Raw genomic sequence first — 13,799 nt, 5'->3', positions numbered from 1 at the left:
CGATGTTTTCCTGAATTTACCGATGGTGAGTGTCGCCAGCCGGTCGCTGAAAGTGGCGAACCTGGATCTGGAAACCATTACGTAAGCCTACATAGAGGCTGTCCCCGGGAACGAGTCCCGCAGCGGTGGCCCAACGGGCCAAATCGTCCTGTTCAAACCCCAACCACAGATCACCGCAGGCCTCCCTGGCCCAACTCTGGTTGTGGCTACATAACTCTGTCACGAGCAGGCTACCGCCCGGTTGCAGCAGGCCGGCCATGTGCTTGAGCGCTTCGGCCGGCGCGGCGAAATGGTGCAACACCATGTTCAGTACTACGCAATCGGCCTGAAGGCTTGTGCCATTCAATGCATCGGCCAATTGCAGGCTGACGTTAGCCAGCTGTTCACGTTCACATACCTGACGCGCCAGTTCGAGCATCGCCGGGCTGTTGTCCAGCGCGGTTACGGTGCCGAAACGACGGGCCAGTTCCGGCAGAAAAGCACCATCGCCGGGGCCGACTTCAATGGCCGTGGCAGCACCATTGAAGTTCAGTTTGTCGAGCAGGGCCAGCACACTGTCACGGTATTGCGGCAGGCCTGCGATCAAGTCTTGCTGGGCGCGAAATTTCTCCGCTACCCGGGCGAAAAAGTCCTGGCTGGCCGCCTCGCGTTGCCCGTGTACCTGGGCGATGCGTATCTGCACATCGTCCGGCAGCGCCAGATTGTCGACTTCTTCTAACAGTGCCGCGTGCAACTTGCCACCCAGCAGCTCGGTGTGGGGCAGGGCGCGGCGATAGAAAATCGCGTTGCCTTCGCGGCGCGTCGCCACAAGATCGGCCTGGGCCAGCACCTTGAGGTGGTGGCTCATGCCGGACTGACCGATGCCGAAAATCTGCGCCAGCTCCAGTACGCCGAACGAATCGTTGGCCAGCGCGCGCAATACATTCAGGCGCAGCGGGTCGCCACCGGCCTTGCACAGGGCCGCCAGCTCGTCGCAATCGTCATGGCGAATGGAAGGCACGCGTAAGTTCATGGGGCAGCAGTCTAGTGACGGTGGGAAATCGCCGCAAGGGCAATATCAAAAAGTTTTGATATTGCTCGATAGATGGCACTTCTCACTGGCTGGTTAACTCTACAAACGAACAGCGGAAAGGTTTCACCAACAGAATCCACTGTTAACCACGGGAAAAACGTCTCCGTATGACTATCTGTCATTGCCCCGAGGCGCTCCGGTGAGGGAAAATGCCCTCCTTTTTTCCGTTTCAATTATTCACACCCAGGAGATCAGCGATGCCTAGCCGTCGTGAGCGTGCCAACGCCATTCGTGCCCTCAGCATGGATGCCGTGCAAAAAGCCAACAGCGGCCATCCCGGTGCCCCTATGGGTATGGCAGATATCGCCGAAGTGCTTTGGCGCGACTACCTCAAGCACAACCCGAGCAATCCATCGTTCGCCGACCGTGACCGCTTCGTGCTGTCCAACGGCCACGGCTCGATGTTGATCTACTCGCTGCTGCACCTGACCGGTTACGACCTGTCGATCGAAGACCTCAAGCAATTCCGTCAACTGCACAGCCGTACCCCCGGTCACCCGGAATTCGGTTACACCCCGGGCGTTGAAACCACCACTGGCCCGTTGGGTCAGGGTCTGGCCAACGCTGTGGGCTTCGCCCTGGCAGAAAAGGTTCTGGGCGCGCAATTCAACCGTCCTGGCCACGACATCGTCGACCACCACACCTATGTGTTCCTGGGTGATGGCTGCATGATGGAAGGCATTTCCCACGAAGTCGCTTCCCTGGCCGGTACTCTGGGCCTGGGCAAGCTGATCGCTTTCTATGATGACAACGGCATCTCCATCGACGGCGAAGTCGAAGGCTGGTTCACCGATGACACCCCGAAGCGTTTCGAAGCCTACAACTGGCAAGTGATCCGCAACGTCGACGGCCATGATCCGGAAGAGATCAAGACCGCCATTGAAACCGCGCGCAAGAGCCCGCTGCCGACCCTGATCTGCTGCAAGACCACCATCGGTTTCGGCTCGCCGAACAAGCAGGGCAAGGAAGACTGCCACGGCGCTCCACTGGGCGACGCGGAAATCGCACTGACCCGCAAGGCGTTGAACTGGAACTACGGCCCGTTCGAAATCCCGGCCGACATCTATGCCGAGTGGGATGCCAAGGAAAAAGGTCGCGCTGTCGAGGCCGAGTGGGATCAGCGTTTCGCTGCTTACTCCGCTGCATTCCCGACTGAGGCCAACGAACTGGTGCGTCGCTTGAGCGGCGAGCTGCCGGCTGACTTCTCCGAAAAAGCCAGCGCCTACATCGCTGAAGTCGCGGCCAAAGGCGAAACCATCGCCAGCCGTAAAGCCAGCCAGAACACCCTGAACGCGTTCGGCCCGCTGCTGCCGGAACTGCTCGGCGGTTCGGCTGACCTGGCCGGTTCCAACCTGACCCTGTGGAAAGGTTGCAAAGGTGTCAGCGCTGAAGATGCCAGCGGTAACTACATGTACTACGGCGTGCGCGAATTCGGCATGACCGCAATCATGAACGGCGTGACTCTGCACGGCGGTCTGGTGCCTTACGGCGCGACCTTCCTGATGTTCATGGAATACGCCCGCAACGCCGTGCGCATGTCCGCGCTGATGAAGAAGCAGGTCATTCACGTCTACACCCACGACTCCATCGGTCTGGGCGAAGACGGCCCGACGCACCAGCCGATCGAGCAACTGACCAGCCTGCGCACCACACCGAACCTCGACACCTGGCGTCCAGCCGATGCCGTTGAATCGGCCGTGGCCTGGAAAAACGCACTGGAGCGTAAAGACGGCCCGTCGGCGCTGATCTTCTCGCGTCAGAACCTGCAGCACCAAACCCGCGATGCCGGCCAGATCGCCGACATCAGCCGCGGTGGTTACGTGCTGAAGGACTGCGCAGGCGAGCCTGAGCTGATCCTGATTTCGACCGGTTCGGAAGTGGGTCTGGCGGTTCAGGCCTACGACAAACTGACCGAGCAGGGCCGCAAGGTGCGTGTGGTTTCCATGCCTTGCACCAGCGTGTTCGATGCTCAGGACGCAGGCTACAAGCAAGCGGTGCTGCCGTTGCAGGTCAGCGCACGTATCGCGATCGAAGCGGCCCATGCCGACTTCTGGTTCAAGTATGTGGGCCTGGAAGGTCGCGTGATCGGCATGACCACCTACGGTGAGTCGGCGCCGGCTTCGGCACTGTTCGAAGAGTTCGGCTTCACCCTGGAAAACATCCTGGGTCAGGCTGAAGAGCTGCTGGAAGACTGATTCAGAAGTCGCGTCGTCCGGACTGACGCCTTCGCGAGCAAGCCCGCTCCCACAGGGGGACTTGTTGTGTGACACAGACAGTGTCCATGACACAGATCCAGGGTGGGAGCGGGCTTGCTCGCGAAAGCGACGGTCTGGACACACAGCAATAACGGATTCAAACGGTAATCGAGAACCCCATGCCTCAACCGCGTCCCTACAAAGTTGCACTCAACGGCTACGGCCGGATTGGTCGTTGCGTCTTGCGTGCGTTGTTTGAGCGAGGCGAAAAAGCCGGGTTTGAAATTGTCGCGATCAACGATCTGGCCGACATGGCCAGCATCGAATACCTGACACGCTTTGACTCCACCCATGGCCGTTTCCCGGGCGAGGTGCGAGTAGACGGCGATTGTCTGCATATTAATGGCGACTGCGTGAAAGTCCTGCGCAGTGCCACCCCTGAAGGCATCGATTGGGCGTCGCTGGGCGTCGACCTGGTGCTTGAGTGCTCCGGTGCTTATCACACCCGTGAAGACGGCCAGCGTTTCCTCGACGCCGGCGCACCACGCGTGTTGTTCTCGCAGCCGATGGCCAGCGAGGCGGATGTCGACGCCACCATCGTTTACGGCGTCAATCAGGACTGCCTGACCGGCGCCGAACTGCTGGTGTCCAACGCCTCCTGCACCACCAACTGCGGCGTGCCACTGCTGCGTTTGCTGGACAAGGCGATCGGCCTGGATTACGTGTCGATCACCACGATTCATTCGGCGATGAACGATCAGCCGGTGATCGACGCCTATCACCACGAAGACCTGCGCCGCACCCGTTCGGCGTTCCAGTCGGTGATCCCGGTGTCCACTGGTCTGGCGCGTGGCATCGAGCGCCTGCTGCCGGAACTTGCCGGGCGAATTCAGGCCAAAGCCGTACGCGTGCCGACGGTCAACGTGTCCTGCCTCGACATCACGATGCAGACCGCCACCGCGACCGACGCGGGCGAGGTCAACCGGATCCTGCGCGAGGCCGCCACTAACGGTCCGCTCAAAGGCCTGCTGGCCTACACCGAGCTGCCGCACGCCAGTTGTGATTTCAACCATGACCCACATTCGGCCATCGTCGATGCCAGTCAGACCCGTGTTTCCGGCCCCAGGCTGGTGAACATCCTGGCCTGGTTCGACAACGAATGGGGTTTTGCCAACCGAATGCTGGACGTTGCAGAACACTATCTGCAAACAGCGATTTCAAAAAAACCTGCTCTCTAAGAACAGTTACTCAGGAAGTGCGACCCATGACCGTGTTGAAGATGTCCGACCTCGATCTGCAAGGTAAGCGCGTATTGATTCGCGAAGACCTCAACGTCCCAGTCAAGGACGGTGTTGTCACCAGCGATGCGCGTATCCTGGCTTCGCTGCCGACCATCAAGCTGGCCCTGGAAAAAGGTGCAGCCGTGATGGTCTGCTCGCACCTGGGCCGTCCGACCGAAGGCGAGTTCTCCGCCGAGAACAGCCTCAAGCCAGTCGCCGACTACCTGAGCAAGGCCCTGGGCCGCGAGGTCCCGCTGGTGGTCGACTACCTGGGCGGCGTTGACGTCAAGGCCGGCGATATCGTGCTGTTCGAAAACGTGCGCTTCAACAAGGGCGAGAAAAAGAACGCTGACGAACTGGCCCAGCAATACGCTGCCCTGTGCGACGTGTTCGTGATGGACGCTTTCGGCACCGCTCACCGCGCCGAAGGTTCGACGCATGGTGTCGCCAAGTTCGCCAAAGTCGCGGCTGCTGGCCCGCTGCTGGCCGCTGAACTGGACGCACTGGGCAAAGCCCTGGGCGCTCCGGCGCAACCAATGGCGGCCATCGTTGCCGGTTCCAAGGTCTCGACCAAACTCGACGTGCTGAACAGCCTGAGCCAGATCTGCGATCAACTGATTGTCGGTGGCGGCATTGCCAACACATTCCTGGCTGCCGCTGGTCACCCGGTCGGCAAGTCGCTGTACGAGCCGGACCTGCTGGACACCGCGCGCGCCATCGCTGCCAAGGTCAGCGTGCCGCTGCCGGTCGACGTGGTGGTTGCCAAAGAGTTCGCGGAAAGCGCCGAAGCCACCGTCAAGCTGATTGCTGACGTCGCTGCCGATGACATGATTCTGGACATCGGCCCGCAAACTGCCGCCCACTTCGCCGAACTGCTGAAATCGTCGAAAACCATTCTGTGGAATGGCCCGGTCGGCGTGTTCGAGTTCGATCAGTTCGGCAACGGCACCAAAGTGCTGGCCCAGGCCATCGCTGACAGCGCTGCGTTCTCCATCGCTGGCGGTGGCGACACCCTGGCGGCCATCGATAAATATGGCGTGGCTGAGCAGATCTCCTACATTTCCACCGGCGGTGGTGCGTTCCTCGAATTCGTCGAAGGCAAGGTGCTGCCGGCCGTTGAAGTCCTGGAAAGCCGGGCCAAGGCCTGAGGCCGCCCGTTTGGCCAGGCAAAGGAGTGTTCAGATGGTCAAGTCGTTAGCGCTGTTGTTGCTGACCGGTACGCTGGCGGCCTGCGGGAGTAACCCGAAGGCCGAGGCGACGCCTGCGCCGGGTGCGGCGCAGAAAGGCTGCTACCAGGCCGACTGGCAGGCTGAAACCAACCCGGTGCTGAACAAGCGCTCGGGGCCGGACGGCCTGGACAAATACGAGACGCAAACCCCGGCCAAGGAACATGGTTGTCCTTGACCGGTCTGACTCTTTAACTCAGGGCTGGCGGCGGTGGTTGTCAGTCGAGGAACACGGATGAAAGGCTTGATCGCCATTGCGGCGTTGGCATTGTTGGGCGGTTGCGCGCAGATGAACCTGTTTCAGTCTTCCGCTCCGGCGGATAACTGGACCACCTGGACCTGCGACAGCCAGGCCAAAGTGTTGTGGCGCTACGCCGATGCCGGCCAGAAGGAAGTCGATGTTCGACTCGGCGGTGGTGATCAGGTCTATCGCCTGAAAGAAGAGCCGGGCGCTTCGGGCGCGCTGTACAGCGACGGCATGCTGGCGTTTCACGTCAAGGGTGACGAAGGCCTGGTGTACTGGGTCGCCACCAATGACCTGATCGGCCGCGGTTGCAAGGCGCAGTAATTGATACACCGCAAGCCCATTGTAGGAGTGAGCCTGCTCGCGATAGCGGCCTGACAGTCGCTGCAATATTGACTGCAAGATTGCTATCGCGAGCAGGCTCACTCCTAGAGGGGTTCTGCGCTGTTCTGAAGAATTTGCTTTATCGAATCACCAGGCCGGGCTTCAACCCCCGATCTGCAATCACTTGAATAGCCGCCGCCGCTCCGGCAGGCTGGCACGATTAACGACCCTCAACCGGGAGAGACACACACAATGGCACTTATCAGCATGCGCCAGATGCTGGACCACGCAGCCGAGTTCGGCTACGGCGTTCCAGCCTTCAACGTCAACAACCTTGAGCAGATGCGCGCCATCATGGAAGCCGCTGACAAGACTGACTCCCCGGTGATCGTCCAGGCTTCGGCCGGCGCCCGTAAATACGCTGGCGCGCCGTTCCTGCGTCACCTGATCCTGGCCGCGATCGAAGAATTCCCGCACATCCCGGTGTGCATGCACCAGGACCACGGCACCAGCCCTGACGTCTGCCAGCGCTCCATTCAACTGGGCTTCAGCTCGGTGATGATGGACGGCTCGCTGGGCGAAGACGGCAAGACCCCGACCGACTACGAATACAACGTTCGTGTGACTCAACAGACCGTGGCCATGGCTCACGCCTGCGGCGTTTCGGTTGAAGGCGAGCTGGGCTGCCTGGGTTCGCTGGAAACCGGCATGGCCGGCGAAGAAGACGGCATCGGCGCTGAAGGCGTTCTGGATCACAGCCAGATGCTGACCGACCCGGAAGAAGCCGCTGACTTCGTCAAGAAGACTCAGGTCGATGCCCTGGCCATCGCCATCGGCACCAGCCACGGCGCCTACAAGTTCACCAAACCGCCTACCGGTGACGTGCTGGCGATCGACCGCATCAAGGAAATCCACAAACGTATCCCGAACACCCACCTGGTGATGCACGGTTCCTCGTCGGTGCCACAAGAGTGGCTGGCGATCATCAACCAGTACGGCGGCGACATCAAAGAAACCTACGGCGTACCGGTTGAAGAAATCGTCGAAGGCATCAAGTACGGCGTGCGCAAGGTCAACATCGACACCGACCTGCGCCTGGCATCCACCGGCGCAATGCGTCGCCTGATGGCCACCAACCCGAGCGAATTCGACCCGCGTAAATTCTTCGGCGCGACTGTTACTGCGATGCGTGATGTATGTATCGCTCGTTATGAAGCGTTCGGTACTGCCGGTAATGCTTCGAAGATCAAGCCGATTTCTCTGGAAGCGATGTATCAGCGTTATTTGAAAGGTGAGTTGAACGCCAAGGTCAACTAAGCCTGAGCGTTAAGCTGCTTTAAAAGAAACCCGCCGTGAGGCGGGTTTTTTATTGCAGTAAATAAGTCTGTTCTCCCTGCTGCTTCTTCCAGTGGTTTCTAAAGTAAATAAATTCCTCTTCTATGCCCTTTGTCGCCGTCTCATTTTTTGCTTTAGTGGGATGGGTTGTTATGCAAAGTTTTAAATTTTTTACGGGTGACTAGTTATATTTATTATAAGTACCTGTTAGTTCTAACAGGTGTGCAAATCCTAAATGTAAGGAAAATGGCAGTGGGAGATTGACTCTCCTTTTAATGGCTAGTGATTCAAAGGAGATGTATATGCAGATTTTTATAAAAATAATGTCTGATTACAAAGTTATCACTTTAACTTTAGAGGTCGAGCCAAACGATAGCATCGAAAATGCTAAGGCGAAAATACAGGATAAGGAAGGTATTCCACCTGATCAACAACGGTTAATTTTTTCTGGAAAGCAACTCGAGGATGGAAGGACATTTTCAGATTACAATATTGTTAAAGATTCAGAGCTTTATCTTGTTCTCCGTATTCGGAGTGGGTGATGTTGTAATGAGGTTTTTTGTCTCGGATTAATTTGCTAGCGATAGCTAGACATAAATTAATTGCTATATGAAGAAACCCGCCGTGAGGAGGGTTTCTCGTGAAGGGCTGTTTTTATCGTATAAGAGTCAAAAATGTCACCTGTAGCAGAAATTAATCGAAGTCTTAAATGGGTAAGTCAGTTGTGGGCGATTATTCCTTCAGCTCAACATGATCCAATGCCTGATTCACCCCAGTTCTCCGAGCATGACTACCTGTGCGATGCCCAGCGCAGTCTTGCGGTGTGAGGTATCGAGGGTTGCGGCGAAGTTGTTGAGCATTTCGCTGGCTGAACCCAAGGTTTCGCTGGCGTTGGCCAGCAGGGATTCGGTGTTGTCGGGTTGGCGAGGTACATGGACTCGGGCTCGCCGGTGCTGGTCATGATGTGTGCGGCCGGGTTGAGGTAGTGGTCAAGGGCGCGCTCGGCGGCATCGTGGAGTTTTCTCTCGAATCGAGGGATTCGTAGGGGGAGGCCAGGTCGGTGGCTGGCGGGTGAGGCGTTGATTTGGTCATTTGCTCGAAACCTGATTGGAGTGCCCCCTCTCTGGCTACTAATCAAAGTGGAGGCAACTGTACGCAGGTTAGTAGACCGGGGTTTCGAGCAAGCCGGCGCACCCGAGGGTGCCCTGCGCACAGATGCCATCAAGCGCAGGAATCGAAATCCCTGACTGACAGATGCTTGTGCACCACACTTGAAACCTCGGGCTACTAAACCCGATCACTGGAAATCAGTGACGCGAATCAAGTTACCGATGGCCCTCCAGGCGCACAAGCCGGCGGATTCTGGCGTACCCGTAGGCATTGACGCAAGCCGTTGTAGGCATCCGGAAGTAACCGCCGAGCGATCTAAACTACACCGTTTAAAGGATGTCCGACTGGCAATAAATAACCCTGTGGCGAGGGAGCTTGCTCCCGCTGGGGCGCGCAGCGGCCCTGAAAAAACGAGGCCTGCTGCGCAGTCCAGCGGGAGCAAGCTCCCTCGCCACAGGGATGTGTACCAATGAAGCGTTATTTATCGTGGTCGATGTCGAGTTTGCTGAAGGTCACCTGTCCACCCTCACTGGTGTACCCGGTGTTGTCCTGCACATACACCCCGGCCTTGAAGTACAGCGGCTTGTCGCGTCAGGTGGCGTTGATTTGTGAATCCCATTGATAACCTGCCGCGTTCACGCCGAGTGCGCCGCCGGGGTTGGGATGGATCAGGTAGTTGAATCCGCGCTCAAGGTGGCGAGGTGTTGCCGCGGCTTTATTCGTTTTTGAAAGGTAAATCTGCGCTATTTTTTATTGAGTAAGACTCACCATTACAAACCATGTTTTGCAAGGCTTGTAATGGAAGGTTTTAGATTGGGTGTTTTATAGCATCTCGGTTTGAAAATAGGAGTGCCACCTTTCTGTATCCGTGCCGCCACCTCCTGGGCCTTGGCTGCATGTTTGGGGTTGTCGATATAAGAGGGCTCACTTGATAGATCTAATTTTTATCATCGTTGGATTTATATGGCGTTGATGATGTTTCGAGATAACCTGTTTTGTTTAAGTAGTCTTGTGATGATCTAGAATTCTCAAGGGCTTCCTTTTCGACGGCTTCCTGTGCTTCCCTGTTCGCCGTGGCGATCGCAAGTTCTTTAGTATACTCCGTGGGGTTTAAAGGTCCTGCGAAGTAACCGCCGTTGCCGTAGCAGCCGCAAAAAACATAGTTAGGATCTTTATTGCATTGGCAGTTTTTAGGGTGCCAAATCGAATCGCTTTTCCAAGTGTATGAGCCAGGCATCTCGTTATTCCTTCTGATAATCGTGAAAGGGGACGGATTTTCTTATTGGAAATGTCCGTTGTTTGGGTTTTCGTGATTGATATTGGGCTAGAGATGTTGGCTCGTCACCTGTAAAAGTTGACAGGTGTTGATGCCGTGTTGCGATATTGAAAGATCATAAAAGGAATAAGGGGCAGTTAAAAAATGGCGGCTGATCGAGTCGAAAATGGAACAAAGACGGGGGTATTGATCTATCGCTTTTTTTATTAAGTTTCACTTCGCAGGTCTATCTCTTGCCCCGATTCAATATCTTCAATCCGGTATCTCCTGGGTTTCACCTGAAGGGCTAATTGAACAACAAGGTCAATTAGCCTGGGCGTAAAGCTTCGTTGATGAAAAACCCGCCGAGAGACGGGTTTTTTATTCGGCGCAACGATCATTTTCAGAACACCTCTGAACCCCTGTAGGAGTGAGCCTGCTCGCGATGGCGGTGTGTCAGGCGTCCATGGTGCTGGATGTCAGAGCGCAATCGCGAGCAGGCTCACTCCTACAATCAGATCGTATACAGCTGCATGTCATCGGGTGGCGGTGAGGACGCTTTCGCTGGCAGGCCAGCTACCACAGGGTTCTGCCTATGTCACTTGTCGTGATCAATATCCAGCTTGCTGAACGTCACCTGCCCACCTTCGCTGGTGTACCCGGTGTTGTCCTGCACATACACGCCTGCCTTGAAATACAGCGGCTTGTTGCGCCAGGTGGCGCTGATCTGTGAATCCCACTGATAGCCCGCCGCGCTCACGCCCAGCGCGCCGCCGGGGCTTAAGTGGATGAGGTAGTTGAATTCGTTGTCCAGTCTGATTCCGGTGGCGAGGGTGATGACGCGGCTTTCCTTGTCGTCGGGGTGCATGCGGACTTTGATCACCAGGTTGCCGTTCCGGGTTTTTTCCTTGTACTGGTATTCAAGCTTGACCAACGGGCGCTGGCTTTCATAGGCGTGGATCTGGCCGATGACGATCTTGCCGGAGCTGGGCACCTTGTTCACTGCGAGGGTCGCACGCAGCAGGTTGTCGGCATCCGGGTAGTACCAGTTACGCAACGTACCGTTGCTGTAGGTTTCGCGCAGTTCGGTGCGCGGGTAGATGGCGTTTTCGGTTTTTGATCCGGTAACCGGCGACCAGAAAAACAAGGTGCCGGTGTCGGAATGGAAGTACTGATCCTTGAAGCCATCCACCAGTTTGGAGGTTTCGACGGTGTACGGCGGACTGCCGACGGGAACGCTGAGGTTCCAGGTTGCGAGATCGATCATGTCGGTTCTTCCACTCAATTCATCCTGAACGCGAGTGCCAGAAGCTCTAGCCCGCGCCTTTTCGGGCGGCCTTTATAAGCGTAGAGGACTTTTTTGTTAACGCCCGTTTGGCAGATGATTGGCGTCAACATCCTGTCGAAATGCCATCTGTCCCGGTTTTCGCGGGCTACAGGGGTTACCGTTAGTCGGTAAATCGCGGCTTTGGCCAAATGATGGCGGCGTGACAGCTTCTGCTTTTACAGATCCGGTACTAGAGTGATGACTCAGTAACTGTACGGTTTTCACGAGAAACCGGCCGATATCCCGAAAAGAGATGTCCCGACAAGAGAAGCAGCATGGAATGCGCGCAACCCCAGCCAGGTGAAGGCAGCTCTGTCCTTTTGATCGTTGATGATTACCCTGAAAACCTGATCAGCATGCGCGCGTTGTTGCAGCGTCAGGATTGGCTCGTCATGACCGCCGCCTCCGGTTTCGAGGCGCTCAATCTTTTGCTCGAACACGATGTCGACCTGGTGCTGCTGGACGTGCAGATGCCGGGCATGGACGGCTTCGAAGTCGCGCGACTGATGCGCGGCAGCCAGCGTACGCGGCTCACTCCAATCATTTTCCTCACCGCCAACGAGCAGTCCCAGGATGCAGTGATCAAGGGCTATGCCAGCGGCGCGGTGGATTATCTGTTCAAGCCGTTCGACCCGCAGATTCTCAAGCCCAAGGTGCAGGCGCTGCTCGAACATCAGCGCAACCGCCGCGCCTTGCAACGCCTGACCCATGACCTGGAAGTCGCTCGCGCCTTCAACGCCTCGGTACTGGATAACGCGGCGGAGGGGATTCTGGTGCTCGGCGAGGACGGCTTGATCCGATTCGCCAATCCGGCGATTTCGCGCTTGCTCAATGCCCCGGTGAAGGAGCTTGAGGGCAAGGAGTTTCTCGATTTCCTGCAGAAACCGCACATTCCCCTCTGGGCCGATTCCGAGTTGTTTGCCGGTTATCGGCGCGGCGAAACCCTGCGTCTGCACGACGCGCTGCTGCGTACCGCGCCAGGGCAACAGGTGCCGGTGGCGTTGTCATGCGCGCCGCTGCCGACCGAGCAGCACGCGATGGTGGTGACGGTGCTGGATATGTCGGTGGTGCGCCACCTGCATCAGCAACTGGAATTTCAGGCGGTGACCGATCCGCTGACCGGCCTGCTCAATCGGCGTGGTTTCTATCAGACGGTAGAGAATCTGCTGCTGCGCGGTGAACGCAGCGACAGTAGTTGGGTGCTGCTGTATCTCGACCTCGATGGTTTCAAGCGGGTCAACGATTCCCTCGGCCACGATGCCGGTGATCGGGTGCTGCGCTGGGTCTCCGAGCAGTTGAAGGCCTGCTTGCGGCCGTTCGACATTCTGGCGCGCATGGGCGGTGACGAGTTCACCGCGTTGCTCGATCTGGAGTTTCCCGAGCAAGCGGCCAAGATTGCCGAGAAGCTCATCGAGCGGGTGTCGATCTGTCAGCAGATCGAAGGGCTGGACATTGCATTGGGCGCGAGTATCGGCATCGCCACCTACCCGGACTGCGGTTCGAACCTCGACGGATTGCTGCGTGCGTCCGACATCGCCATGTACGAAGCCAAGCGTGCCGGGCGGCAGCAGTATCGTTTTTATGATCACGACATGAACGGTCGGGCACGCTCGCGCCTGATGCTCGAAGAAAGCGTGCGCGCAGCGATTGAAAACCGTGATTTCAATCTGGTGTATCAGCCACAGGTAGCGATCGACAGTGGGCAGATTCGTGGCTTCGAGGCCCTGTTGCGCTGGCAGCATCCGAGTGTCGGCGATGTACCGCCGGGGCTGTTTTTGCCGTTGCTGGAAGAGGCGCGGCTGATCAGCCGACTCGGCAGCTGGATCTATCATCGCGGTGCCGGTCAGCGCAAAGCCTGGGAAACCCTGTTTGCCGAAGATCTGGTACTCGGCGTGAGCCTGAGCAACACCCAGTTCGGCCTGCCGAATCTCGCCACTGAATTGCGTCAGGTGCTGGAGCGGCATGCCTTGCAGCCACGGCAACTGGAAGTCGAAATTACCGAAGAGGCGCTGATGCACAACCCGGATGAAACCCGAAAGCAGTTGCGTCTGCTGCGCAATCTGGGGGTGCGGGTGGCGCTGGATGATTTCGGTTCGGGGCCATGTTCGCTGGCACATCTGCGTGATCTTGAGCTCGATACGCTCAAGCTTGATCGGCACCTGATCGCCCGACTGCCGGATTCGGCCCGGGACGCCTCGCTGGTGAGCACAGTGATCAGTTTGTGCAAACAATATGGTTTGCTGGTGATCGCCGAAGGTGTGGAAACCATTGAGCAGTACCAATGGCTGCAGGCCCATGGTTGCGAATACGTGCAAGGCTTCCTGGTAGCGCGGCCGATGATGGCCGATGCCGTCGCAAGCTTTGCCGAGCCGTTTGACTGGAGCGCGCTGCCCGGTTGAATTCGCTACACTGGCGCTCTTTTCGAACCGTG

The 13,799-nt window shown here is 57.5% G+C and carries 11 protein-coding genes and 2 pseudogenes; 8 read left to right on the top strand and 5 right to left on the bottom strand.

All coding sequences use genetic code 11. From position 1 onward, the window contains the following. Positions 1-16 precede the first annotated feature (16 nt). The gene (locus AC0J41_RS24390; protein ID WP_473013807.1) at positions 17-1,012 is read right to left on the bottom strand and encodes an ArsR/SmtB family transcription factor; all 996 of its coding nucleotides are present in this window, start codon (positions 1,010-1,012) and stop codon (positions 17-19) included. Positions 1,013-1,269: 257 nt separating this feature from the next. Between AC0J41_RS24390 and tkt the strand changes: the two genes are divergently transcribed. From tkt to AC0J41_RS24355, 7 genes are all read left to right on the top strand, one after another. Further along, positions 1,270-3,267 (top strand): transketolase, encoded by a 1,998-nt coding sequence (gene tkt, locus AC0J41_RS24385; protein ID WP_025109188.1) that lies wholly within the window; start codon positions 1,270-1,272, stop codon positions 3,265-3,267. A gap of 179 nt (positions 3,268-3,446) precedes the next feature. Further along, positions 3,447-4,505 (top strand): erythrose-4-phosphate dehydrogenase, encoded by a 1,059-nt coding sequence (epd, locus tag AC0J41_RS24380; RefSeq protein WP_025109189.1) that lies wholly within the window; start codon positions 3,447-3,449, stop codon positions 4,503-4,505. Between the two features lie 26 nt (positions 4,506-4,531). After that, positions 4,532-5,695, top strand: a complete 1,164-nt coding sequence (locus AC0J41_RS24375; protein ID WP_473013806.1) for a phosphoglycerate kinase — start codon at positions 4,532-4,534, stop codon at positions 5,693-5,695. A gap of 34 nt (positions 5,696-5,729) precedes the next feature. Continuing rightward, complete coding sequence (locus tag AC0J41_RS24370) at positions 5,730-5,951, top strand: hypothetical protein (protein ID WP_025109191.1); 222 nt, start codon at positions 5,730-5,732, stop codon at positions 5,949-5,951. A 57-nt stretch (positions 5,952-6,008) separates the two neighbouring features. Further along, positions 6,009-6,341, top strand: a complete 333-nt coding sequence (locus AC0J41_RS24365; RefSeq protein ID WP_025109192.1) for an MliC family protein — start codon at positions 6,009-6,011, stop codon at positions 6,339-6,341. 252 nt (positions 6,342-6,593) lie between these two features. After that, the gene (gene fba, locus AC0J41_RS24360; RefSeq protein ID WP_003177554.1) at positions 6,594-7,658 is read left to right on the top strand and encodes a class II fructose-bisphosphate aldolase; all 1,065 of its coding nucleotides are present in this window, start codon (positions 6,594-6,596) and stop codon (positions 7,656-7,658) included. A 320-nt stretch (positions 7,659-7,978) separates the two neighbouring features. Beyond that, positions 7,979-8,218 carry a ubiquitin-like protein gene (locus AC0J41_RS24355; protein WP_473013805.1) on the top strand — a complete coding sequence of 80 codons (240 nt, stop codon included), beginning with the start codon at positions 7,979-7,981 and terminating at the stop codon, positions 8,216-8,218. Positions 8,219-8,408: 190 nt separating this feature from the next. Here AC0J41_RS24355 and AC0J41_RS24350 read toward each other — a convergent pair. From AC0J41_RS24350 to AC0J41_RS24335, 4 genes and pseudogenes are all read right to left on the bottom strand, one after another. Then, positions 8,409-8,768: pseudogene (locus tag AC0J41_RS24350) on the bottom strand (DUF6124 family protein). Between the two features lie 495 nt (positions 8,769-9,263). Further along, a pseudogene (locus tag AC0J41_RS24345) lies at positions 9,264-9,479 on the bottom strand (polysaccharide lyase family 7 protein); the annotation flags it as partial. 244 nt (positions 9,480-9,723) lie between these two features. Then, on the bottom strand, positions 9,724-10,023 hold the full coding sequence (locus tag AC0J41_RS24340) for a hypothetical protein (protein ID WP_473013804.1): 300 nt from the start codon (positions 10,021-10,023) through the stop codon (positions 9,724-9,726). Positions 10,024-10,639: 616 nt separating this feature from the next. Then, positions 10,640-11,308 (bottom strand): polysaccharide lyase family 7 protein, encoded by a 669-nt coding sequence (locus tag AC0J41_RS24335; protein WP_025108517.1) that lies wholly within the window; start codon positions 11,306-11,308, stop codon positions 10,640-10,642. A 335-nt stretch (positions 11,309-11,643) separates the two neighbouring features. Between AC0J41_RS24335 and AC0J41_RS24330 the strand changes: the two genes are divergently transcribed. Then, a complete protein-coding gene (locus tag AC0J41_RS24330; RefSeq protein WP_025108518.1) occupies positions 11,644-13,767 on the top strand; it encodes a putative bifunctional diguanylate cyclase/phosphodiesterase in 2,124 nt (707 codons plus the stop codon). Positions 13,768-13,799: the final 32 nt, after the last annotated feature.

The sequence above is a fragment of the Pseudomonas sp. Arb-4-2C genome (assembly GCF_055755015.1).
The sequence above is the reverse complement of the archived record's forward strand: the minus strand, read 5'-3'. Positions and strand labels throughout refer to the sequence as shown.